15 protein-coding genes and 1 riboswitch are annotated in these 23593 nt (G+C 73.1%); of the genes, 8 read left to right on the top strand and 7 right to left on the bottom strand.

From position 1 onward, the window contains the following. Window positions 1–216: hypothetical protein (locus ACGF5O_RS16715; RefSeq protein WP_393810633.1), on the top strand; the 216-nt coding region annotated here is incomplete at its 5' end. Between the two features lie 319 nt (window positions 217–535). Here ACGF5O_RS16715 and ACGF5O_RS16720 read toward each other — a convergent pair. Further along, on the bottom strand, window positions 536–1084 hold the full coding sequence (locus ACGF5O_RS16720; protein ID WP_393810634.1) for a MarR family winged helix-turn-helix transcriptional regulator: 549 nt from the start codon (window positions 1082–1084) through the stop codon (window positions 536–538). 141 nt (window positions 1085–1225) lie between these two features. Between ACGF5O_RS16720 and ACGF5O_RS16725 the strand changes: the two genes are divergently transcribed. After that, a complete protein-coding gene (locus tag ACGF5O_RS16725) occupies window positions 1226–2500 on the top strand; it encodes an MFS transporter (RefSeq protein WP_393811078.1) in 1275 nt (424 codons plus the stop codon). A gap of 252 nt (window positions 2501–2752) precedes the next feature. On the opposite strand, the gene ACGF5O_RS16730 is transcribed toward ACGF5O_RS16725, so the two are convergent. Both ACGF5O_RS16730 and ACGF5O_RS16735 read right to left on the bottom strand, forming a co-directional pair. Next, window positions 2753–4396, bottom strand: a complete 1644-nt coding sequence (locus ACGF5O_RS16730; RefSeq protein ID WP_393810635.1) for a SpoIIE family protein phosphatase — start codon at window positions 4394–4396, stop codon at window positions 2753–2755. A 192-nt stretch (window positions 4397–4588) separates the two neighbouring features. Further along, window positions 4589–5968, bottom strand: coding sequence for an NAD(P)/FAD-dependent oxidoreductase (locus tag ACGF5O_RS16735; RefSeq protein WP_393810636.1), 1380 nt, complete (start codon window positions 5966–5968; stop codon window positions 4589–4591). A gap of 403 nt (window positions 5969–6371) precedes the next feature. Between ACGF5O_RS16735 and ACGF5O_RS16740 the strand changes: the two genes are divergently transcribed. Both ACGF5O_RS16740 and ACGF5O_RS16745 read left to right on the top strand, forming a co-directional pair. After that, window positions 6372–7154 carry a TetR/AcrR family transcriptional regulator gene (locus ACGF5O_RS16740; RefSeq protein WP_393810637.1) on the top strand — a complete coding sequence of 261 codons (783 nt, stop codon included), beginning with the start codon at window positions 6372–6374 and terminating at the stop codon, window positions 7152–7154. A 202-nt stretch (window positions 7155–7356) separates the two neighbouring features. Beyond that, window positions 7357–9252 (top strand): sigma-70 family RNA polymerase sigma factor, encoded by a 1896-nt coding sequence (locus ACGF5O_RS16745; protein ID WP_393810638.1) that lies wholly within the window; start codon window positions 7357–7359, stop codon window positions 9250–9252. Here ACGF5O_RS16745 and ACGF5O_RS16750 read toward each other — a convergent pair. Together ACGF5O_RS16750 and ACGF5O_RS16755 are read right to left on the bottom strand one after the other, a co-directional pair. Next, window positions 9239–12568 carry a BTAD domain-containing putative transcriptional regulator gene (locus ACGF5O_RS16750; RefSeq protein WP_393810639.1) on the bottom strand — a complete coding sequence of 1110 codons (3330 nt, stop codon included), beginning with the start codon at window positions 12566–12568 and terminating at the stop codon, window positions 9239–9241. The two genes, ACGF5O_RS16745 and ACGF5O_RS16750, sit on opposite strands and share 14 nt — an antisense overlap. A gap of 361 nt (window positions 12569–12929) precedes the next feature. Then, complete coding sequence (locus ACGF5O_RS16755) at window positions 12930–15008, bottom strand: asparagine synthase-related protein (protein WP_393810640.1); 2079 nt, start codon at window positions 15006–15008, stop codon at window positions 12930–12932. 748 nt (window positions 15009–15756) lie between these two features. Here ACGF5O_RS16755 and ACGF5O_RS16760 point away from each other — a divergent pair. The 4 genes from ACGF5O_RS16760 (at window position 15757) to ACGF5O_RS16775 (ending at window position 20933) form a co-directional block, all read left to right on the top strand. Continuing rightward, window positions 15757–17181, top strand: coding sequence for an MFS transporter (locus ACGF5O_RS16760; RefSeq protein WP_393810641.1), 1425 nt, complete (start codon window positions 15757–15759; stop codon window positions 17179–17181). 180 nt (window positions 17182–17361) lie between these two features. Next, window positions 17362–18582 (top strand): L-2-hydroxyglutarate oxidase, encoded by a 1221-nt coding sequence (gene lhgO / locus ACGF5O_RS16765; RefSeq protein ID WP_393811079.1) that lies wholly within the window; start codon window positions 17362–17364, stop codon window positions 18580–18582. 40 nt (window positions 18583–18622) lie between these two features. After that, the gene (gene trmB / locus ACGF5O_RS16770; protein ID WP_393810642.1) at window positions 18623–19549 is read left to right on the top strand and encodes a tRNA (guanosine(46)-N7)-methyltransferase TrmB; all 927 of its coding nucleotides are present in this window, start codon (window positions 18623–18625) and stop codon (window positions 19547–19549) included. Between the two features lie 73 nt (window positions 19550–19622). Then, a complete protein-coding gene (locus ACGF5O_RS16775; RefSeq protein ID WP_393811080.1) occupies window positions 19623–20933 on the top strand; it encodes a PrsW family intramembrane metalloprotease in 1311 nt (436 codons plus the stop codon). 98 nt (window positions 20934–21031) lie between these two features. Here ACGF5O_RS16775 and ACGF5O_RS16780 read toward each other — a convergent pair whose 3' ends face one another. Further along, window positions 21032–21976 (bottom strand): aldo/keto reductase, encoded by a 945-nt coding sequence (locus tag ACGF5O_RS16780; RefSeq protein ID WP_393810643.1) that lies wholly within the window; start codon window positions 21974–21976, stop codon window positions 21032–21034. Between the two features lie 217 nt (window positions 21977–22193). Then, window positions 22194–23231: a M23 family metallopeptidase gene (locus ACGF5O_RS16785; protein WP_393810644.1), complete on the bottom strand. Its 1038-nt coding sequence runs from the start codon at window positions 23229–23231 to the stop codon at window positions 22194–22196. A gap of 7 nt (window positions 23232–23238) precedes the next feature. Next, a riboswitch (cyclic di-AMP (ydaO/yuaA leader) is annotated at window positions 23239–23399 on the bottom strand. Window positions 23400–23593 lie beyond the last annotated feature (194 nt).

Consider the following 23593-nt stretch of genomic DNA (forward strand, 5'->3'; position numbering starts at 1 on the left):
CTGGCGTTGATTTTTGGCACGCTGTTGAGTTCTCAAGGAACGGTCGCTTCCTTTGTACTCACCCTCTCGGGCTTTCCTCCGGGCTTCCCTTCGGTCTTGCGTTTCCGACTCTATCAGATCTTTTCTCGACCCGATTTCCTCGGTGCTTTCCAGGTTTCCGCTCTCGCGTTTCCCTTTCCGGCGGTTCCGACTCTATCAGATCCTTTCGGCGTCTGATTCCCAGTCAGCGGGTGTTGTCTTCGCGGCCGTTGAGCCGTTCCGACGTCCCAAACACTAGCGGATCCGCTCCGCGATTCCCAATCGGGCCTCGCGGTCCGACCGGGCACCACTGAGCCCCGAAATCGAATTGAATTCGGGCACGCCGAAATCAACCCGGTCGGGAGATCGTGCTGGTGGTTTGGGTGCCGCTCATGCGGCGGAGTTGCTGTCGCAGAACCGTTACGGCTCCGCGGCAACCCGAAGAACATTACGTGGCGGCCAGAGGGGTGTCAACCCTCCCTGTCAAGATTTTTTCCGAGGGCCGCTCGCCCCGGCATCAGTCCAGGTCGGTGAGCCGGCCACCGGCGTCGGGCTGGGCATGCTCGACACGGCGGAGCAGCCGGGTGAGGACCTCGCCGAGCACCGCACGCTCCGCCGGGGAGAGGTCCTGGAGCAGATCCTCCTCGAAGACGGAGGCGAGGCGCATGGCCTCCAGCCACTTCTCGCGCCCTTCGGGGGTCAGCTCGACGATCACCCGGACGCGGTTGCACTCGTCCCTCTCCCGGGTGACGAGCCCCTCGGTGACCATCCGGTCGATGCGGTGGGTCATCGCGGCCGGGGTGAGGCCGAGGCGCTTGGCCAGCTCGCTGGGGCCCATGCGGTAGGGGACCCCGGAGAGGACGAGGGCCTTGAGGACCTCCCACTCCGCGTTGCTGATCCCGAGGGCGCCGGTCTGGCGGCCGTAGGCGACGTTCATACGGCGGTTGAGCCGGGACAGCGCCGAGACGATCTTCTCGACCTGCGGGTCGAGGTCCCGGAACTCGCGCTGGTAGGCGGCGATCTGCTCGTCGAGCGTCGGCTCGCCGCCGCCGGTGGTGTCGGCCATGGTCCGAAGTATCGCACGGACACGCTTGGCGTTGAAGTCCTTCGCGATGTAGTCTTTAGCTTCGAACTTTAGCTTCAAAGTCTTCAGACTTCAGCAGTCCGTCGACTTGACGACCTGAGAGAGGTGAACGTGACCAGGGCGATGGGCGCAGCGATGCGCCGGATCCACGTGGGCAACGCACTCAGCGCGTTCGGGCTCGGTTTCACCGTCCCCTACCTGTACGTCTATGTGGCGCAGGTGCGGGGGCTGGGTGCCATGACGGCGGGGACGGTGCTCGCCGTCTTCGCCGTGGCCGCGTTGATAGTGCTGCCGTTCGCCGGCCGGGCGATCGTGCGGCGCGGCCCACTGCCGGTCCTTCTCACCGCCCTGGTGACGGCCGCCGTCGGTGCGCTGAGCCTGGGGCTGGCGGGGAGCGGTCCTGCGGTGCTGGCCGCGGCGGCGCTGCTGGGGGCCGGACAGGCCGTGATGCAGCCCGCGCTGGCGACGATGATCGTGGACTGCTCCACGGCGGAGACCCGGTCCCGGGCCTTCGCGACCCAGTTCTTCCTGCAGAACCTGGGGCTGGGTGTCGGTGGCCTCATAGGCGGCCACCTCGTCGACACGACCCGGGTCTCCTCCTTCACCCTGCTCTTCGCGATCGAGGCGGCGATGTTCCTGCTGCTGGTCGCCGTGATGGCGACGGTGCGGCTGCCGCACTCGCCGCGGATCGGGGAGGCGCCGGCGGCGGCGTCGGCGAAGGGCAGCTGGAAGCAGCTGCTCGGGAACCGGGCGATGGTGCAGCTGTCCGTGCTCGGCTTCGTGCTGTTCTTCGCCTGCTACGGGCAGTTCGAGTCCGGGCTGAGCGCGTACGGCGTGGAGGCGGCGGGGATATCCACGTCCGCGCTGGGCACCGCGCTGGCCGCGAACACGCTGATGATCGTCGTCGCACAGTTCGCCGTGCTCAGGTTCGTCGAGCGCAGGCGGCGGTCGCGGGTGATCGCCGGGGTCGGGCTGATCTGGGCCGTCGCGTGGGTCACGGCCGGGTACGCCGGGCTGGGGCACGGCAGCCAGGAGATGGCGACGGCCGCGTTCGTCTCGACGTACGCGCTGTTCGGGCTGGGTGAGGCGATGCTGTCGCCGACGGTGGCTCCGCTGGTGGCCGACCTGGCGCCGGAGGGGATGGCCGGGCAGTACAACTCGGCGTTCGCGCTGGTCAAGCAGCTTGCGCTGGCGGTGGGGCCGGCGGTGGGCGGGCCGATGGGGGCGTCGTTGCATGCGCCGTACGTCGTGACGTTCCTGCTGTTCTCGCTGGGGATCAGCGTGCTGGCGGTGCGGCTCGGCAAGCGGCTGACCGACGTCCAGGACCGGCCTTGGCTCGCCGCGAGGAGCAGGGTCGTGGCGCGGGGCGGAGCAGCTTCGGAGCCCGTGTCCGCGTAGCGGGCTGAGGCCGGGGGTGGGGACGCTCACCGGCGCTCGCCGGGTGCCGCCGCGCCCACCCGTGCCGCCCCTAGCGGCACGCCTGCCCGCAGCTAGGGAGCTGTGAAGCGCCCCGTAAGGGGCGCGGGGAACTGCGCGACCAGCCCCCACCGGCCCGCGGCGGAGCGGCGGCCCGAGACTGAGTCTTTTAGGGGCGCGGGGAACTGCGCGAGCAACCCCCACCGCGCCGCACCCGCCCGGCTGCCGCGCCCTCTACCCCTTCGGCAGTACGAACTCGCACCACACCGCTTTCCCGCCCCCTGGCGTCCTCCTGGACCCCCAGCCGGAAGCGATCGTCGCCACGATGGCGATCCCCCTGCCCGACTCGTCCCCCGGCTCCGCGCGCCTGCGGCGCGGTAGGTGGTCGTCGCCGTCCGTGACCTCGATGATCAGTCGGCGGTCGGTGCGGCGGAGCCGCAGCCGCATGGGCGGGGTGCCGTGCTGGAGGGAGTTGGCGACCAGCTCGCTGGTGGCGAGGACGCCCAGGTCGTGGAGGTCGGCCGGGAAACGCCAACTGGTCAGCACGCCGGAGGCGAACGCACGGGCGCGTGGCGCCGCCTCGATGCCGCCGAGGAGCTCCAGCGCGGCGTTGCGGAACAGGTCGCTGTCGGGTCCCGTACGGGCCGGATGCTGGAGGACGAGAACGGCGACGTCGTCGTAGTGGTCGGCCGTGACGCCGGCCGAGCGGACCAGGCGGTCGCAGATGACCTGGGGGGTGCCGGTGGCGCCGGCCAGCGCGTGTTCCAGCGCCGCGATGCCCTGGTCCAGGTCCTCGTCCCGGCGTTCGACCAGGCCGTCCGTGTAGAGGACGGCCGTCGAGCCGGGGCTCAGCGGCACCGAGGCGGAGGCGTGGACCCAGCCGCCGGTGCCGAGCGGAGGTCCGGTCGGTTCCTCGGTGCGCAGCACGCTGCCGTTCTCGTCGCGGACCAGGATCGGAAGGTGCCCGGCGGAGGCGTACACCAGGCGGCCCTCGTTGGGGTCGTGGACGGCGTAGACGCAGGTGGCGATCTGGTTGGGGTCGATCTCGGTGGCGAGGCCGTCGAGGAGCTGGAGGACCTCGTGCGGGGGGAGGTCCAGGCGGGCGTAGGCGCGGACCGCCGTACGGAGCTGGCCCATGACGGCCGCGGCGCGCACGCCCCGGCCCATCACGTCGCCGATGACGAGGGCGGTGCGGCCACCGCCGAGGGTGATGACGTCGTACCAGTCGCCGCCGACCGCGGCCTCGGTGCCGCCGGGCTGGTAGGTGGCGGCGATGCGCAGGTCGTCCGGTTGTTCGAGTTCCTGGGGGAGGAGGCTGCGCTGGAGGGTCACGGCGGTCTCGCGTTGCCGGCGTTCGCTGGCGCGCAGCCGCTCCGCCGCCTCGGCGTGGTCGGTGACGTCGGTGGCGAAGAGGAGGACGCCGCCGTCGCGCTCGCCGTTCTCGGCGACCGGGGTGCAGGTGAACGTGTAGGTGCGGCCGTCGAGCGCCTTGCGGGACTTGAGCGTGCGGGGCTTGCCGCTGCGCAGGACCTGGTCGAGGAGGGGGAGCAGGCCGAGTTCGGCGAGTTCGGGCAGGGCCTCGCGGGCGGGGGCGCCCGGGGGGCGTGCGCCGAAGGCCGTCGTATAGGCGTCGTTGACGTACGCGATGTGGTGGTCGGGGCCGTGGACGAGGGCGACCAGGGCCGGGACGTGGTCGAGGACGCCGCGGGCGGGCAGTTCGTCGACCGCGGGCACGCAGGGCGAGTCGTCGGTCAGTTGTTCGGCGCGGGCCGCGGGTACGGAGTCCCCCCGCCGGTCCGGGGAGACCGCGTGCTCGGTCCGCGCTGCGGCGCGGCGCTGCGTTCCGGGGAGCCGGGCGCTCCAGCGCGTGAAGTTCACGAAACCTTGCCTCGTGTCGTCGTCTCCGGCCGGCTCGGGGAGCGGCCGGGGGCCGGGGGAAGTCCCCCGGTGCAGTTCTGGGGAGAAGCTGGGGAGAAGCCTTGTGCTCGGTCTGAGGGCAGTCTGGCAGGGTGGCCGTCGGCGACGACATCCGTCAGACGCCGGGGCGGTCCGTGGAGTTCCTGAGTTCCGTCAGGACGACCCGTTCGAGTCGTCGGAGGGACTGTGAGGAGGCTTTCCACCGGCCGCGAGTTCGAACTCCGCTCGGGGATGTTCGAGTGATCCGAGCGAGACGATCTCCCGTTTGAAGAGCCCGGAGAGGGTCCATTCGGCGAGGACGCGGGCCTTGCGGTTGACGGTGGGCACTCTGCTCAGGTGGTAGACGCGGTGCATGAACCAGGCAGGGTAGCCCTTCAGCCTGCGCCCGTAGACCTGGGCGACGCCCTTGTGGAAACCGAGGGAGGCGACCGAGCCGACGTACTTGTGGGCGTACGTGTCGAGGGGTTCGCCGCGCAGTGCGTGGACGATGTTGTCGCCGAGGACCCTGGCCTGGCGGACCGCGTGCTGGGCGTTGGGGGCGGTCTCGGTGCCGGGTTCGGTGGCGGTGACGTCGGGGACGGCGGCGGCGTCGCCCGCGGCCCATGCGTGGTCGACGCCGTCGACGGTCAGCTGGGGGGTGCATTTCAGCCGCCCGCGCGGGGTGAGGGGAAGGTCGGTGGCGGCGAGCACGGGGTGCGGTTTGACGCCGGCCGTCCAGACGAGGGTGCGGGTCGGGAAGCGCAGGCCGTCGCTGAGGACGGCGACGCGGTCGGCACAGGACTCCAGGCGGGTTTCCAGCAGCACCTGGATGTTGCGGCGGCGCAGTTCGGTGACGGTGTAGCGGCCCAGCTCGGGGCCGACCTCGGGGAGGATCCGGTCGGTGGCCTCGACGAGGATCCATTTCATGTCCTCGGGCTGGACGTTGTGGTAGTACCGCGCGGTGTAGCGGGCCATGTCCTCCAGTTCGCCGAGGGCTTCCACGCCCGCGTAGCCGCCGCCGACGAAGACGAAGGTGAGGGCCGCGTCGCGGATCGCGGGGTCGCGGGTGGAGGAGGCGATGTCCATCTGCTCGATGACGTGGTTGCGCAGGCCGATGGCCTCCTCGACGGTCTTGAAGCCGATGCCGTGCTCGACGAGACCGGGGATGGGCAGCGTGCGCGCGATCGAGCCGGGGGCGAGGACCAGTTCGTCGTACTCCAGGAAAGTGGCGCCTTTTCGCTCTTCGGCGGTGGCGAGGGTGGCCACTTCGGCGGTGCGCTTGGCGTGGTCGACGGCCGTCACCTCGCCGATGACGACATGACACCGGTCCAGAACGCGCCGCAGGGGTACGACGACATGACGAGGGGAAATCGAACCCGCGGCCGCTTCGGGAAGGAACGGCTGGTACGTCATGTAGGGATCGGGAGTGACGACAGTGATGTCGACCTCACCCTGCCTGAGCTCCCGCTTCAGCCTCCGCTGCAGCCGCAGGGCCGTGTACATCCCGACGTAGCCGCCGCCGACAACGAGAATGCGCGCACGTTCCTTCACCATCCCATGACGCACCCGTGACTGTTGTTTGTCCACAGCCCCGGCAACTTGTGTGACCGGCGGACGGCTTTGCGGGGCATCGGGCGCACGGCCGGGGCCGGACGAAAGGGACCAGGTCAGCGGGGGCGGGCAGGGGGGCGCGAAGGCGCCGAATCGGGAGGTATACGACCCGTACTCCGATCGGGGGGCGCACCGTGCGGAACGTCCCCCTTCTGAATTGACAGCCTCTCAACTATGTTCGTGTGTCGACGGGGTGCAGAGGATGTGGTCGAACGGGTCGCGACGGGCGGTCCGCCCGGCCCGCGGTCCATGGATCGGTCATGGGTCGGCCGCAGTTCCGCTCGCTCCGGCTTTCAGTGACGGGGAGAGTCTCCGGGGGGAGACGTCGTTAACCGGGGGAACACAGATGCATATTCAGGACACGCATTGGTCATCGGCTTCCGCTCTTGCGGCCGGTGGCGGAACGGTGAGCGCGGCGGCGGGCAACGGACGCGGTGACGGGCCGCGTACGACGCCGTTGCGGGTGGACGCACAGCGCAATCTGGAGCACGTGCTGCGTGCGGCACGCGAGGTCTTCGGCGAGCTGGGGTACGGCGCGCCGATGGAGGACGTGGCGCGGCGGGCGCGGGTCGGGGTCGGCACGGTCTACCGGCGCTTCCCGAGCAAGGACGTGCTGGTACGGCGGATAGCCGAGGAGGAGACCTCCCGGCTGACCGACCAGGCCCGGGCCGCGCTCGGGCAGGAGGACGAGCCGTGGTCGGCGCTGGCGCGCTTCCTGCGGACGTCGGTGGCATCGGGGGCGGGCCGGTTGCTGCCGCCGCAGGTGCTGCGGGTCGGGGTGCCGGAGGAGGTCGGCGGCGAGGCCGTGGCCGGTTCCGGGGCCGAGGCGGCCCGGGTGCCGCAGCAGCGGACGCAGCCGGCGGCCGGGGAGTTGCGGCTGGTCTCGGAGGAGCGGGAGCCGGTGGCCGGCGCCGACGACGACGCGGGGGCGGCCGCGCTGCTCGACGTCGTGGGGCGGCTGGTGGAACGGGCCCGGGCGGCCGGTGAGTTGCGGCCGGACGTCTCCGTCTCCGACGTGCTGCTGGTGATCGCGACGGCGGCGCCGTCCCTGCCGGATGCCGCGCAGCAGGCGGCGGCTTCGGCGCGGTTGCTGGAGATCTTGCTGGAGGGGCTGCGGTCTCGGCAGTGAGGGTGGCTCGCGAAGGCCGTGGGCGGGTGCGGGTTGGCTGTGGCTGGTCGCGCAGTTCCCCGCGCCCCTTGCGGGGCGCTGCAGTTCGGGACGTTTCCTCTTCCGGGTGACCGTTTCGCCGCTCGGGGGCCTTGGTGAAAAGCGGTGTGGCAGTCTGAGCCGGTGAATCGGTCGGTTCGGGCAGGCATCGGGGGCCTCCGCGATGAGCGTTGACGGGTGGGACGAGTCCCTCGGTGAGGGGACGACCTCGCCGCAGGTGCCGAGCCAGGGCGGGCGGGCCGCCGTACCGCCGGACGCGGAACCGCCGGAAGGGAACGTTCCGGCACAGCGTCACGGGAGCGTCCTCCCGCCGCCCCGGGAACTGCCGCACCCTGACAGCCAGTTGATCGAGCGCATGCGGGCCGGCGACGACTCGGCGTACGAGGAGCTGTACCGGCGGCACGCGGACGCGGTGCGGCGCTATGCGCGCACCTGCTGCCGGGACGGGCACACCGCCGACGACCTGACCGCCGAGGTGTTCGCCCGCATGCTGCAGGCGGTGCGCGGCGGATCCGGGCCCGAGTACGCCGTGCGCGCCTACCTGCTCACCTCCGTACGCCGGGTCGCCGCGCAGTGGATCAAGTCGGCCCGGCGTGAGCAACTCGTCGACGACTTCGCACTGTTCGCGGCGCACGCCGGGCGCGGCTCCGAGGTGCCTGACGACACTGCGTCCCTCGGCTCCTTCGGAGCGGGTCTTGATCCCGGCGCCGACGTGCGCGCGATGCACGAGGCCGAACAGTCGATGGCGATGCGGGCCTTCCGTTCGCTGCCCGAGCGCTGGCAGGCCGTGCTGTGGCACACCGAGGTCGAGGACGAGTCGCCGAGCGAGGTGGCCGTCCTCTTCGGGCTGGACGCCAACGGCACCCGGGTCCTTGCCAGCCGGGCCCGTGAGGGCCTCAAGCAGGCCTACCTCCAGGCCCATGTGAGCGCCGCCCTCGTCGACGACGAGGAGTGCGCCCGCTACGCCGACCAGCTCGGCGGCTACGCCCGCCGCAAACTGCGGGTCCGCGCCGAGCGGGGGCTGCGCAAGCACCTGGAGGAGTGCGCCAGGTGCCGGCTGGCCGCCGCCCAGATCGAAGAGGTCGCGAGCGGTATCCCGGCCGTCGTACCGGTCGCGGTCATCGGCTGGTTCGGGGCCGCCGGGTACGCCAAGGCGCTCGGGATCGTCGCCGGGGGCGCCGGGGTGGGGGCCGCGGGTGCGGCCGCCGCGGCGAGCGGTTCGTCCGGCGGGGCGGGCGGCGGTGCCGGGGGCGCCGCGGCCTCGGAGGGGCTCGCGGGGCCGGTGAAGGCCGGTATCGCCGCCGGAGTGGTGGCGACCGCGATCGCCGTGGTGGCCCTCGCCCTGACGAACGACAGCCACCCGGTCAAGGAGGCCCTGAAACCCAGCCCGTCCGCGCCGGCCGTGCAGCCCGCGGCACCGACGCCCACCCCGACGAAGCGGAAACCGGAACCCGAGCCGGTCGCCCTCGCCCCCGAACCGGCCCCGACCCCTACTCCGACGCCGACCCCGACCCCGAGCCCGCGGCCCACTTCCAGCCCGAAGGCGTCCCCCACCCCGACGCCCACGCCCACCCCGCCGAGCCCGACCCCCACCCCCACACCGACGCCCACCCCGCCGCCCGCCGCGGTCGTCTACCAGTGGAGCGAGCTGCGCTTCGACGTCACCGGCGACGGCACCCAGCCCGAGATGCGGCTCCACGACAGCAGCTGGGTGTGGCAGCGGTACGGCGTGACGGTCGCCGGCAAGGAGTACGCGCACGGCGTCACCGTGCACGGCCGGTCCTCCGTCACCATCGACCTCAACCGGCAGTGCACCGCCTACGACGCACTGGCCGGCGTCGACGACATGACCCTCGGCCTCGGCGAGGTCACCTTCGCCGTCTATGCGGACGGGGTGCCGCTGTGGCGGTCCGGGGTCGTCGGGGGCGGACAGGACGCCGTGCCCGTCCATGTGGACCTCACCGGGCGCAGGACCGTCCGTCTGGTCGTCGAACCGCAGAGCGCCTTCGACTCGGTGGCGCTCGCCGACTGGGCCGAGTCGAAGTTCACGTGCCGGTAGCGGCCGTCGGAGCTGTCGGAGCCGTCGGGGTTCCGCACAGCTCGCGCAGGGCGTCCTCCTCGGTGAGGGAGGCGCCGCGCGAGCGCTCGGCCGCGTAGCGCCGCGGGGTCAGCGTCGCGCGGGCGGCGGCGTCGACCTCCTCGGCGCGGCTGCGCTCCGGCTCGGGGCGGCCGCTCCCGGCGCGCCAGTGGTCGGCGGCGGCGTACAGCCGTACCGCACCCGCCAGATCACCGAGCCGGGCCAGCAGGTCGGCGCCGACGTCGGCCAGCGCCGCCGTGATCACCTCGGCGCACCGGTGCTCGACCGCCTCGCGCAGCCCTTCGGCCACCACCGGCAGGGCCTGTGCGGGGCCCTGTTCCAGCGCCGTGAGCATGGCGTCGACGGCATGGATCGCGGCCATGAACTGCGGGGGCGCGGAACCGGCCGACGTCATGGCACTGGCGGTCTCGTAATGCTCGCGCGCCCGGGACAGGTCCCCGTCGTAGTGGGCCAGGATCGCCCGCAGCACCGCCACGTACGCCTTCGACTCCGCCACCCCGTACCGGTCCGCGGCCTCGCCTGCCCGGTCGAGGGTGGCCCGGGCACCCGCCCGGTCGCCTGAGCGGAAGGCGATCTCGGCGAGCCGCGCGAGCAGGAACGGCGTCTCCGCGTGCGCGCCGACCTCGTGGGCGAGCCGCAGCCCCTCCCTGTACTCGCCCTCCGCCGCCGCGAACCGCCCGCGCGCCATGTCCGCCTCGCCGGCCGCGCTGCACACCTGGGCCCCCATCCAGCGGTCCCCGACCCGTCGGCTGAGGGCGCGCAGCTCGGCCAGGTCCTCGTCGACGCCCCGCAGGTTGCCGGGCGAGTCGACCATGATGTGGGTGCGGTACATCAGAGTGACGCCGATCTCCCAGTCACCGCCGTACTCCCGGCAGTTGGCGACCACGGCGGACATGTCCGGGGCGATGTCCACGGCGGGGCCGCCCAGGGTCCACGCGGTGAGCGGCCAGATGATGCCCGGCAGCCGGGCGGCCCGGGGACCGCCGGGCTCGAAGGCGGCCCGGACGAGCGCGACGTACCGCGGAGTCCGCCGGTCCGCCGCCAGGTCCGGCTGACCGGACTCGGACACCAGGAACAGGTCGAGCATCCTGAGGTCCATGCGCAGTTCGTGCAGCGGGTGCGTGGCCTGCGCGTCGGGGTCGGCGAGCAGCGCACCCACGGGGTCCGCCGCGTCGGCGAGCGCGCGCAGCTCGTCCGGGTCGGCGTCCTCGGGCAGGGCGTCCCGGGCGACGCCCAGCCGCAGGACCGCGCGCACCGAGGCCGTCGCCTCCTGGCGGTAGTTGCGCAGCCACCAGAACCAGCCGACGGCGAGGACGATCCGGCCCGCCCGCACCTCGTCGCCCGCGCGGACCGCCCGGTCGAGGGCGGCGCGGATGTTGTCGAGGTCGGTCTCCAGGCGGCGGATCCAGGGCAGCTGCTCCCCGGAGCGCAGTCTCGGTTCCGCCTCCTCGACGAGCGCGCACACCCATGCGCCGTGCCGCCGCTCGGCCGCCGCGCGCAGCCCGGGGACCTCGGCGGCGCGCTCGACGGCGTACTCGTGGATGGTCTCCAGCATGCGGTAGCGCATACCGCCGGTGCCGTCCGCGCCGTCCAAGCTGTCCGGGGTGGCGATGATCAGGGACTTGTCGACGAGCGCGCCGACGACGTCGGCGGCAGGTCCGGTGCAGACGGCCTCCGCCGCCGTGAGGTCCCAGCCGCCGGCGAAGACGGACACCTCGCGCAGCATCGTCCGCTCCCGCTCGTCGAGCAGGTCCCAGGACCAGTCGACGACCGCGCGCAGGGTCTGCTGACGGGGCAGGACCGTGCGGCTGCCGGCGGTGAGCAGGCGGAAGCGGTCGTCGAGCCGGTCGGCGATCTGGCGGGGCGTCAGCAGCCGCAGCCGGGCCGCCGCGAGCTCGATCGCGAGGGGCAGACCGTCCAGGCGCCGGCAGATCTCGTCGACGGCCGCCGGGTCGCCCGGCGCGACACCGGTCCCCGCCCCCGTCCCGGGGCGGACGGCGGCGGCGCGCTCCTCGAAGAGGCGGTGTGCCTGCTCGGGGGCGAGGGGTTCGACCGGGCGCACCGACTCGCCCGGGACGCCCAGGGGTTCACGGCTGGTGGCGAGGACCGTGAGCCCCGGGCAGTGGGTGAGCAGGGTCTCGGCGAGGGCGGCTGCCGCTTCGATGACATGTTCGCAGTTGTCAAGGATCAGGAGTTGGCTGCGCGTGGCGCAGTACTCGACGAGCAGGGCCGTGGGGTCGGTCCGCACCGTCGCCAGTTCGTTGGTCATGAGCACGGTCTCGCGCAGACCGAGCGCGCTGACCACCGCGCCTGGCACCGCCTCGGGCCGGTCGAGCGGGGCGAGCTCGACGAGCCATGCCTGCGGAAGTCCGGCGGCGGCCTCCTCGGCGAGACGGGTCTTTCCGGAGCCGCCCGGTCCGGTGAGGGTGACGAGACGGGCCCTGTGCAATTCGGAACGAACGGCTTCGAGCTCGGGTTCCCGGCCCACGAAAGAGGTAAGCCGCGGACGGAGGTTGCCGGTGCGGGGCGGGGGCCCCTGCAACGGGGTTGTCTCCTGCGTGAGCAACGACGCGTGCAGGGCCTGGAGTTCCGGGCCGGGGTCGGTGCCGAGGCCTTCGGCGAGGGTGCGGCGGGCGGTCCCGTACGCGGCGAGGGCGTCCGCCGGACGGCCGGTGTCGCGCAGGGCGCGGATGAGCAGGGCGTGCAGCGGCTCGTCGTACGAGTGGGCCGTGGTGAGTTCGGTCAGCTCCGGTACGGCGTCGGCGGCCCGGCCCAGGCGGAGGGCGGCGGCGGCGCGGGCGCGGGTGGCTTCCAGCCGGAGCGCCTCCGGGCGGGCGGCGGCCGAGGCGCGGTCGGGGAGGTCGGCGAGGACGGGGCCGCGCCAGAGGGCGAGGGCCGCGGTGAGGAGGCGGTGGGCGGTCGCCGGGTCGCCGCCGGCCAGGGCCTGGGTGCCTTCGCGTACCTGCCGCTCGAAGACGTGCAGGTCGATGTCGTCCTCGGCCGCCGCCAGGCGGTAGCCGCCGGGGGTGGAGGTGACGCTGCCCCTGCCGAGGGCGCGGCGGAGCCGGCCGACGAGGGCCTGGAGGGCGGCCGGGGCGTCCTGGGGCGGGGCGTCGTCCGCCGCCCAGATCTCCTCGATGAGGGTCTCGGGGGTGAGGGTGCGGGTGGGGTGGAGGGCGAGGACGGTGAGCAGGGCGCGGAGGCGGGGGCCGCCGACGGGTATGGGGGTGCCCTGGTCGTCGCTGGCTTGGGCCACGCCCAGGATTCGGTACCGCACCGGGTCATTGTCGCCGGGCCACGGAGTTTCGGCGCCGGGGTTTGCGGGTTGCCCGGGGTGGGGGCCGGGGGGTGGGGACGCTCACCGGCGCCGGCCCGGTGCCGCCGCGCCCACCCGTGCCGCCCCAGGGGCACGACTGCCCGCGGCTAGGACGTGCCCCGCAAGGGGCGCGGGGAACTGCGCGAGCAACCCCCACCCGCCCGCGGCGGAGAGACTGCCCGCAGCCAAGAAGCTCCGTAAGGGGCGCGGGGAACTGCGCGACCAGCCCCCACCGGCCCGCGGACGAAACACAGGAGCCGCACCCCCGATGCGGGGGCCTGGGGGCGGCAGCCCCCGGATACGGCGGCCCCACCCCGGAGGGTCACGCCCCCGACGCCAGTGCCCCCCGCATCGGCCGTATCCCCGCGGGTACCGCCCGTGCCCGGGCCGGTGTTCCCGTCCAGCAGGTGCCCCGGCGGGAGAGGAGGCGGCGCAGCCACAGTTCCAGGGAGACCAGGTCGGCCAGGCCGTCCAGCGGCAGCGGCTCGCCCGCGGCAGCCGCGCGGAGCGCCTTGCGGACCACCCTCGCCTCCACCAGGCCCGCCTGCGCCAGCAGCGGCGTCGAGAAGAGGGAGATCAGGTCGTCGGCCGCCACGCGCAGCCCCGTGCGGGTGGCGGCGGCCGAGGACGCGTGGGAGGGAGCGCCCCAGCCCGGCGGGAGGTCGGTGACGCCGGCGCCCTCCAGGACCGTGCGGAGGATCGCCGCGCGGGCACCCGGCTGGACGCGCAGCGCCTCGGGGAGTTCGCGGCAGGCGCGGACCACCTGGTTGTCGAGGAAGGGCGTGTGGAGGCGCTGGGAGCGGATCTCGGCCGCCTGTTCCAGGACGCGGATGTCGGCCGCGTACCGGGCCAGCACGGCACGCGCGCGGTAGTCTCCGGGGCGTTGCCCGGGGCCGACGCCGGAGCGGTTCGCCGACCCCTGGAGCAGAACCGATACTTCAGCGAGGGCCTCCCCGGTCAGCCAGCGCGCCGCCGGGCCCGGTCTCGCCCAGGTGAGTGCCGCGAGTGACGCGCCCACCGCGCCTCCGGGGTCGTCGAACCGGCGCCGCAGCAGGCGCTCGGCGAGCGACTCGACGCCCGCGCGGTACGGCGTACGCGCCAGGCGGCGGGCCGCGCTGTACACGCGCGCGGGGACCATCACGGAGCCGTCGGCCTTGGCGAGCGCGGCGACCGGGCGGACGAGGTGGCGGCGCTTGCGGTCCATCAGCAGGTCGGCGAGGCGCGCGGGGTGGGCGTCGAGGACCTGGCGGGCGCCGTAGCCGGTGAAGTGGTCGGCGCTGCCGGCGGCGAGCCGGGCGCGGTGCCGGGCCGCGGAGATCAGGGACGGGCCCGGTTCGTCGGTGAGGGGGCCGTCCAGGTCGGCGTAGGGCAGCATCTCCTCGCCGCCGGTGACCACCACGTGGTGCAGGCGCGGGTTGGCGGCGAGGGTGCCCGCGCGCTGGAGTTCGGCCTCGCGGCCACCGACGGCCAGGTCGTTGAAGGTGACGGCGAGGAGCCGCTCGCCGGCGCCGGTGCCGTGGCCGAGGACCGTGCCGGGCATGCCGGGCAGGCCCGCGGCCAGCAGGGCCAGCGTCCCCGACGCCGGGCCGCCGGAGAGGTCGGCGCCGATGCCCGGGACCGGCATCCCGCGGGCCGCACGCCGTTCGGCGGGACCCATTCCGGGCACCGGACCAGGGTCGATGTCCGGGACGTGCCGGGGTGCCGACAGCCGCGCGCGTACCGCTTCTACGAGCGCGTCCCGTACGGCGTCCACCGCGCGGTCCGGGTCGGCGGAGGGTGCCGCGACCGCGAGCGAGGCGACCTGCTCGTAGCCGGCGACCTCGCGCGCCCCGGTGCGCAGGATCAGCGCATGCCCCGGCGGAATGCGCCGCACGCCCTCGTACGGGGTCGAGTCGTGCAGCGCGGCCGGCACGTCGGGGGCGGCCAAGAGGGCCGCCAGATGGCCGTAGTCGAGGTTGGCCTCGATGAGGTCGGCGAGCGGGAGCGCGGCGGTGGCGTAGGCCGTACCGCCTGCCCAGGGGCTGTGGAAGACCGGGCGGGCGCCCGCGAGGTCGCCGCAGACGGTGACCCGGCGGCCGACCTGGACGACGGCGGTGTAGCTGCCGGACCAGGCGGTCAGATGCCGGAGTGCGCCCCCGCGCGCCGTGAAGAGGCCGAGGCGCAGTTCCTCGTCGGTGGCGCCGCAGGTGCCGAGGACGGCGATGCGGTTCTGCGCGTCGGCCTTGATGACGCGGACCTCGTCGGGGCGCCAGTCGCCGACCGCCCAGAGCGGGTCCGGGTCACCCCACAGCAGCTGGGAGCCGACGGGGTGGACGGTCTCGCCGTCGTAGCCCATGGCGCCGGCGGAGCCGATCGTGGCGGCACCGGAGATGGTGCTGCTCCATCCCACCAACCACCGCATCGACGCCTCCACAGGCTGTGGACAACCATGCACGGTACGAACCGGGTCCCCATGCTGCCATGAAGGACGCGGTCAGGAGGGGCGGTGGGGCCGCCTTTGATCCCTGGAAGATTTCCCGTGGTTGCCGTGGAGTCGCCGCAGGACGGGCCGCACGCGCGTGCCGTGGAAGGGTCGCGGCGGGAGCCGGCCGCCGTACGGCACCGGGCGACCGCGACGTGAATGCGCCCCCTGTACGCTCCCCAAAAACGCCCTTCGCGCCCTCAATTGCCGTGGTAGGAGCGTTGGGTCGCCGAAAAAGGTGGGGTCGATTTTCGGCCAAATCGGCGACGGCGGCGCGGACTTGCGCACGCTCCGTACATGCTTTGCGCAGCACACGCGCGCGTGCCCGGACACGCACAGTCCGGGAGGCGGGCATCGCCTCCCGGACCGGTCCGCCACCCGCGGGGATGAAGGTGGCGGTGTCCCCCAGCCCACTGGATCCAGTACAGCGGGCCGACCCACGCACTAGCCATGGAACCGCTCCCCCGATGGCCGGAGAAGAGCGCACGGCCGGGCGCACGGCCACACGGCGGGGGCACGCCGCGACAGGCCGTGCACGGTGCGTATATGGGCCGCACTCGCGTACGGACCACAATCCCGCCAACCGGAACAATGCCTCTTAACGCTTGGGATGCGGCGAACTACGCTGGGTTTACGAATGCCGCGTGGTTATGCCAGCGCGGCAGCCGTCTGTGTCGAGGGGTGGCGCATGTCCAGGGAGCAACGCGGGCCGAACGAAAAACTCGGCGCCGTTCTCGCCCTCGCGGGAATCAGCAACGCAGGACTCGCGCGACGCGTCAACGATCTTGGCGCTCAACGCGGGTTGACTCTTCGCTACGACAAGACGTCGGTGGCGCGCTGGGTGTCGAAGGGCATGGTGCCGCAGGGCGCCGCGCCACACCTCATCGCCGCCGCGATAGGCCAGAAGCTCGGCCGCCCGGTGCCGCTCCACGAGATCGGCCTGGCGGACGCGGATCCCGCCCCCGAAGTGGGCCTCGCCTTCCCCAGGGACGTCGGCCAGGCGGTGCGCTCGGCGACCGAGCTGTACCGTCTCGACCTCGCCGGCCGCCGGGCCGGTTCCGGGGGCATCTGGCAGTCGCTCGCCGGCTCGTTCGCAGTGAGCGCATACGCAACGCCCGCCTCGCGTTGGCTGATAACCCCCGCCGACAGCTCGGTCGCGCGCGAGGCGAACGCCATGGACGGTTCGGGCGCACCGCTCAAAGTCGGCCACAGTGACGTGCAGAAGCTGCGGGAGGCCGCCGAGGACGCCCGGCGCTGGGACTCCAAGTACGGCGGCGGCGACTGGCGTTCGTCGATGGTGCCGGAGTGTTTACGAGTCGAGGCGGCACCGCTGCTGCTCGGCGCGTACTCCGACGAAGTCGGGCGGGCGCTGTTCGGGGCGAGTGCCGAACTGACGCGCCTTGCCGGGTGGATGGCCTTCGACACCGGACAGCAGGAGGCCGCGCAGCGGTACTACATCCAGGCGCTGCGGCTCGCCCGCGCGGCGGCCGACGTGCCGCTCGGCGGGTACGTCCTGGCGTCGATGTCCCTGCAGGCGACCTACCGGGGCTTCGGCGACGAGGGCGTCGACCTCGCGCAGGCCGCCGTGGAGCGAAACCGGGGGCTGGCGACCGCGCGCACCATGAGTTTCTTCCGGCTGGTCGAGGCGCGGGCACACGCGCGTGCGGGTGACGCGCAGGCGGCGGGGGCCGCGCTGAAGGCGGCGGAGGGCTGGCTGGAGCGGGCGCGCGAGGGGGACAACGATCCCTCCTGGCTCGGCTTCTACGGCTACGACCGGTTCGCCGCGGACGCGGCCGAGTGCTACCGGGACCTGAAGGCCCCGCGGCAGGTGCGGCGCTTCACGGAACAGGCGCTCTCCAAGCCGACCGAGGAGTTCGTGCGGTCGCACGGGCTGCGGCTGGTGGTGTCGGCCGTCGCCGAACTGGAGTCGGGCAACCTCGACGCGGCCTGCGAGCAGGGCGTGCGGGCCGTGGAGGTGGCCGGGCGGATATCGTCCGCGCGGACGACGGAGTACGTGAAGGATCTGCTGCACCGGCTGGAGCCGTACGGGGACGAGCCGAGGGTGGTGGAGTTGCGGGAGCGGGCACGGCCGCTGCTGATGGCGCCGGCGTGACGGGCGCCCGCTCGTCTGCCGGGTCCTGTCCGGTCGGCGGGTGCGGGTGCGTCGTGGTTGCTCGCGCCCACGCGGCGGTAGCCGCATATCGGATACGGCCCCGCGCCCCTTACGGGGCGCTTCACCAACCGTGCGTTTGAAGTGGATGTCAGTGGCGCAGTGCACTATCGAGCGTGGGAGGTGGTGCAGGTGCGGGCCGGGATTGCTTACGACTGTGACGTGCTCGTCGTCGGGGGTGGCATCGTCGGGCTGTCCACCGCGTACGCGGTCACCCGTGCCGCGCCCGGGACCCGGGTCACCGTGCTGGAGAAGGAGGCCGGGCCGGCGAGGCACCAGACGGGGCGGAACAGCGGGGTCATCCACAGCGGGGTCTACTACCGGCCCGGATCGCTGAAGGCGCGGTACGCCGTCAAGGGCGGCGCGGAGATGGTCAAGTTCTGCGCGGAGTACGGCATCGCGCACGCCGTCACCGGCAAGCTGATCGTCGCCACCGAGCGGGCGGAGCTGCCCCGGCTGCACGCGCTCGTGCAGCGCGGCCGGGAGAACGGCATACCGGTGCGGGAGCTCGGGGCCGCCCAGATCAGGGAGTACGAGCCGGAGGTGCGGGGGCTCGCCGCCATACACGTCGGGACGACCGGGGTGGCCGACTTCGTGGGCGTCGCCCGGCAGCTCGGGGAGGCCTCGGGGGCGGAGATCCGGTACGGCGCCCGGGTGGTCCGCGTGGACCGGCGGCCGGAGCGGGGCGTGGCCGTGCTCACCTCGCGCGGCGACGTCGTACGCGCGCGTGTGCTGGTCAACTGCGCCGGACTGTACTGCGACGAGGTCGCCCGGCTGACCGGGGACGAGCCGGGGATGCGGATCGTGCCGTTCCGCGGGGAGTACTACGAGCTGGCGCGGCCGGAACTGGTGCGGGGGCTGGTGTACCCGGTGCCGGACCCGGCCTTCCCGTTCCTCGGGGTGCATCTCACCCGCGGCATCGACGGCGGCGTCCACATCGGGCCCAACGCGGTCCCGGCGCTGGCCCGGGAGGGCTACGCCTGGGACGTCGTACGGCCGCGGGAGATCGCCGGGACGCTGGCCTGGCCGGGGTCCTGGGCGCTGGCCAGGCGGCACTGGCGGTACGGGGGCGGGGAGCTGCTCCGGTCGGTGTCGAAGAAGGCGTTCACGAAGGCCGTACGGCGGCTGCTGCCCGCCGCGGAGGAGGGCGACCTGGTGCGGACGGCCGCGGGGGTGCGGGCGCAGGCCGTGCTGCGGGACGGGACGCTCGTCGACGACTTCCTGATCAAGGAGGGGCCGCGCGCGGTCCACGTGCTGAACGCGCCCTCGCCCGCGGCGACCGCCTCGCTGCCGATCGGGCGCGAGGTGGCCCGCAGGGCGCTGGAGACGCTGGGCTCGGTGTGACCCCGTCGGCCGTCCGCGGGGGCCGTAAAATCGACGCACTGTGTCTGACTCCCGCAACGCCCCCGAAGCCCCCCGGCCCGCCGAGAACGGCCCCGCCGAGACCGGTTCCGCCGAGCACGTCCCCGGTGTGCACGTCCCCGGTGAGCACCCCGACCACGCCCCCGGGGTGTCCGTCCGGCACAGCCGGGCGAAGGGGGAGCCGCGGTTCCCTGACGGGCCCAGGGCCGATCCGGCCGGGTCGCACTTCGAGCGGCGGATCCGCAGTTTCCAGCCGCGCCGGAGCCGGGTCACCGCCGGGCAGGCCGACGCGCTGCAGCGGCTGTGGCCCAAGTGGGGCCTGGACATCGACGGGCAGCGGGTCATCGACCTCGGCGAGCTGTTCGGGAACGCCAACCCGGTGGTGCTGGAGATCGGGTTCGGGATGGGCGAGGCCACCGCGCAGATGGCCGCCGAGGACCCGGGCACCGACATCCTCGCCGTGGACGTGCACACGCCCGGGCAGGGGAACCTGCTCAACCTCGCCGACCAGCAGGGGCTGTCCAACGTCCGGGTCGGGAACGGCGACGCGATCATCCTGCTCCGCGAGATGCTCACGCCGGACTCGCTGGACGGGCTGCGCGTGTACTTCCCGGACCCCTGGCCGAAGAAGCGGCACCACAAGCGGCGGCTGATCCAGCCCGAGTTCCTCGACCTCGCCGCGACCCGGCTGCGGCCCGGGGCGATCGTGCACTGCGCGACCGACTGGGAGCCGTACGCCGAGCAGATGCTCGAAGTGCTCGACGCCCATCCGGAGTTCGAGAACACGCAGGCCGACGGCGGTTTCGCGACACGTCCGGCGCACCGGCCGCTGACCCGTTTCGAGGGCCAGGGACTGGACAAGGGACATGTGGTGAACGATCTGCTCTTCCGTCGCGTACAGCACCGGGTGCCGCAGAGCGAGCAGCACCGTCAGGAGTCACCTCGTTAGGGTCGATGCCGTGGCCACCTCCCCGCCGCCGTACTCGCCGTACCCGCAGTACCCGACGCATCCACCGCGACCGGTGTATCCACCGCGCCCGCCGGGCCCCGCCGGGCCGCCGGGCCCCGCAGGACCCGGTCTGCGGCATCCTCGCTGGTGGCAGCGGCGCTGGGTGCGGTACGGGGCGCTGGGCACGCTGCTCGCCCTCTCCGGCCTGGTGATCCTCGCGCTGGTGCGGGAGCAGACCGGGACGGAGGGCTTCCTCGTCGGGCTCGGGCTCGCCGTGCTGCCCGTGCCGCTGCTCGTGGGCGCGTTCCGGTGGCTGGACCGGGTGCAGCCGGGACCCTGGCGGAACGTGCTGTTCGCCTTCGCCTGGGGCGCCTGCGCGGCCGCGCTGATAGCCATCGTCGCCAACAGTTTCGCGACCCGATGGATAGCGACGGCGACCGCCGACCCGAGCGGCGCGGACACGCTCGGGGCGACCTTGATAGCGCCGGTCGTCGAGGAGTCGGCGAAGGCGGCGGCCGTCCTCCTCGTCTTCCTCTTCCGCAGACGGGACTTCACCGGGATCGTCGACGGGGTGGTGATAGCCGGGGTCACCGCAACCGGGTTCGCGTTCACCGAGAACATCCTCTACCTCGGCACGGCCTTCGGGACCGACCAGCTGACCGGGGACAGCGGGATCGCCTCCGTCACCGCCGCGACGTTCTTCGTGCGCATCGTGCTCTCCCCGTTCGCGCACCCGCTCTTCACCGTCCTCACCGGCATCGGCTTCGGCATCGCCGCGCTCTCCGGGGAACGGCAGCGGGCCCGGCGCCTGCTGGTGCCGGTCGCCGGGCTGCTGCTCGCGATGAGCATGCACGCGTTCTGGAACGGGTCGTCCACGTTCGGGCAGTACGGGTTCTTCGCCGTGTACGGCATGTTCATGGTGCCGGCGTTCGGACTGCTGACCTGGCTGGCCGTCTGGACGCGGCAGCGGGAGCTGCGGACCGTGCGGGAGGAGCTGCCGGCGTACGTCTACGCGGGGTGGCTCGGGACGGCCGAGCCGTTCGTGCTCGGGTCGATGCGGGCGCGGCAGATGGCCCGGGAGTACGCCGCGTACCACTTCGGGAAGGCGGCGGGGCGGGCGGTCGCCGAGTACGAGGGGCACGCGACGGAGCTGGCGCTGCTGCGGCGCCGGGGGCAGCGGGGGCGGGCCGGGGCCGACTTCGTGGTGCGGGAGCGGGAGCTCCTGGCGGAGCTGTGGAGCCGGCGGGAGCTGGTGCGGCCGGCCCTGGAGTACGCGGCGCGGACGGCTGCGCCGGGCGGGTGGCCGGGGCACGCCCCTTACGGGGCGGCGGTGCCGTATCCGGCCTATCCGGCCTATCCCGCCTACAACCCGTATCGGAGTTAGCGCTTCGGGCTGCGGAGGGTTCGGCACCGCCGGGCCGCGCCGTGGGGGCTGAGCGCCGTTGCGGCGGAAAAGAAGGAAGAACGAGGGCGCGGCAGCCGTCAGGCAGAGGCCGTCGTGAGTTGTGCCAGTTCCTTGTCCGTCAGCGTCAGGTCCGCCACGCCCAGCAGGGGCGGGAGCTGTTCGAGGGTACGGGCCGAGGCGATCGGGGCCGTGATGGTGGGCTGGGCCGCCAGCCAGGCCAGGGCGACCGTGGGGATCGGGGCCTCGTGGGCCGCGGCGATCTCGTCCAGGGCCGCAAGGACCCTCTGGCCGCGCTCCGACTCCGCGTACTGGGCGGCACGGCCCGCTCGCGCGCTGTCCACCGTCGTACCGGGGCGGTACTTGCCGGTGAGGAAACCGGAGGCCAGCGAGAAGTAGGGGACGGCCGCGAGGCCGGTGCGGGAGGCCAGGTCCTGCAACGGGCCCTCGTAGGTGTCGCGGGAGACCAGGTTGTAGTGGGGCTGGACGGCGACGTACCGGGCGAGGCCCTCGCGGTCGGAGAGGTCCAGGGACTCCTGGAGCCGCTCGGGCGTGATGTTGGACGCGGCGATGTGCCGGACCTTGCCCGCCCGCACCAGCTCGTCCAGCGCGCCGATGATCTCCTCGACCGGGATCTCGGGCTTGTCGAAATGCGTGTAGTACAGGTCGATGTGGTCGGTGCCGAGACGGCGCAGGGACGCGTCGGCGGCAGCCCTGATGTTGGCGGCGGACAGGCCGAGGTACTCGGGGTGCTGGCTGACCTTCGTCGCGATGACGACGTCGTCGCGGTTGCCGCGCGCCTTGACCCACTTGCCGATGATCGTCTCGGACTCGCCGCCCTTGTTGCCCTCGATCCACGCCGTGTACGAGTCGGCGGTGTCGACGAAGTTGCCGCCCGCGGCGGCGTACGCGTCGAGGACGGCGAAGGAGGTGGCCTCGTCGGCCGTCCAGCCGAAGACGTTGCCGCCGAGGGCGAGCGGGAAGACCTCGAGGTCGGAAGAGCCGAGTTTGCGAAGAGCAGTCATGCTCAACTTCAACACGGGCCGCCTGGAGACCCATCCCGTGTTTTACGAAGGTCTCGTAAAAGCGGAATCCACGGCTCGGGACACCGACGGCCCTGACGCCGGGGGGTTGCCGTCAGGGCCGCCGGGGGCCGGTGGGCGCGGTCCGAATCCGCGTCCGGTCGGGTCTCAGGTCAGGTCAGATCAGATCAGATCAGGTCGGGTCTCAGGCCGGCTCGGGTCAGGGGTTGAGGCCCTTGCCGCGCAGCCAGGTCATCGGGTCGATGGCGGTGGCCTGGCCGTTCGGGTGGACCTCCAGGTGGAGGTGCGGGCCGGTCACGTTGCCGGTGGCGCCGACGCGGCCGATGACGTCGCCGGTGGCGACCTTCTGGCCGACCTTGACGCCGATCGAGGACTGGTGGCAGAACCACAGCTCGGTGCCGTCGTCGAGGGTGATGATCGTGCGGTAGCCGTAGGAGCCGGCCCAGCCCGCCTCGGTGACCGTGCCGCTGTGCACGGCCTTGATCAGCGTGCCGGTGGGCGCGGCGAAGTCGAGGCCGGTGTGGTAGCCGGAGGACCACATCGAGCCGGCCTGGCCGAAGGTGCCGGTGATCGTGTACGAGACGACGGGCAGCGTGTACTGCTTGGCCAGCTCGGCGAGGCGGGCCTGCTCGGCCTTCTCCTTCGCGGAGGCCTCGGCCTTCTCCTTGGCGTCGGCGGCCTTGGCCGCGGCGGCCTGCTCCGCCTTGGCCTCGGCGTCCGCGGCCGCCTTGTCGGCGGCGGCGACGGCCTTGGCGCTGGCCTTGGTGTCGAGCTGGCTCTGCTGCTGCGCGGCCTGCGCGATGATCCGGCTGCGCAGCGCCTCGCCGGCGTCGGACGAGGAGGAGTCCGCGTCGGTGGCGGTCGTCGTGGTGACGCTGCTGAGCGCGGTCTGGGTGGCCTGGTGGCCGCCGCCCTCGCCGAGCAGGGCGTCGACCGAGGAGGGCAGGTCGGGCAGCGAGATGGAGACCGGCGGCTTGCCGGTGTTGGCGCTGGCCATGCCGCCCGCACCGACGGCGGCGATCACGCCGACGCCGAGAACCGTGGAGCTGCGGGCGAGCCCGCCGCCCTTCTGCTTGGCGACCCGGTGCCGGCCGCGTACCGCGGAGAGGGACTCCTCGGTGGGGTTCCACTCCTCGAAGGGGCCCTCCTCGGCGCGGTAGCCACCGTAGCCGAAGGTCTCCGGCGGACGCTGGCTGGGCACGAACGGGGCTGTAGGAGCAGGCGGGTTGGACGCCACGCGGGCGCACTCCTTTCCTTCCGCTGCCTACCGGGTTAGCTGACGGGTTCGGAGCGGGAAGGTCTCCTACGCGCGTATACCGGCCGTTTCGTACCCGGCGGTAGCCGTGCGATTCACCCCAAGGTGGTGGTTCCCCGGTTCCCTTGCGGGATTCGGCGCGTGCGCACGGAGCCGTCGCGGGTGACGGCTGGGACGACCGCGCTGCGTTATCGAACGTTAATAGACACGGCTACCAGATTCCAAGCAGTTCGTCTTGATCATTAAGCTTTCAAAGCTTGGACTTACCTGCCACGACCGGTCAAAAACGGTCGAGTCGGCGGTGCACGCTGCTCAGCTCAGGAGTCACACAGGTTTTGATGGTG

The sequence above is a fragment of the Streptomyces sp. NPDC048291 genome, from assembly GCF_043201715.1.
Classification (GTDB): Bacteria; Actinomycetota; Actinomycetes; order Streptomycetales; family Streptomycetaceae; genus Streptomyces.

Coding starts and splice junctions, on each gene's coding strand:
- ACGF5O_RS16745 (WP_393810638.1), top strand. CDS start 7,357: ATGAGCGTTGACGGGTGGGACGAGTCCCTCGGTGAGGGGACGACCTCG.
- ACGF5O_RS16740 (WP_393810637.1), top strand. CDS start 6,372: ATGCATATTCAGGACACGCATTGGTCATCGGCTTCCGCTCTTGCGGCC.
- ACGF5O_RS16725 (WP_393811078.1), top strand. CDS start 1,226: ATGGGCGCAGCGATGCGCCGGATCCACGTGGGCAACGCACTCAGCGCG.
- ACGF5O_RS16780 (WP_393810643.1), bottom strand. CDS start 21,976: ATGACTGCTCTTCGCAAACTCGGCTCTTCCGACCTCGAGGTCTTCCCG.
- ACGF5O_RS16735 (WP_393810636.1), bottom strand. CDS start 5,968: ATGGTGAAGGAACGTGCGCGCATTCTCGTTGTCGGCGGCGGCTACGTC.
- ACGF5O_RS16760 (WP_393810641.1), top strand. CDS start 15,757: ATGTCCAGGGAGCAACGCGGGCCGAACGAAAAACTCGGCGCCGTTCTC.
- ACGF5O_RS16720 (WP_393810634.1), bottom strand. CDS start 1,084: ATGGCCGACACCACCGGCGGCGGCGAGCCGACGCTCGACGAGCAGATC.
- ACGF5O_RS16755 (WP_393810640.1), bottom strand. CDS start 15,008: ATGCGGTGGTTGGTGGGATGGAGCAGCACCATCTCCGGTGCCGCCACG.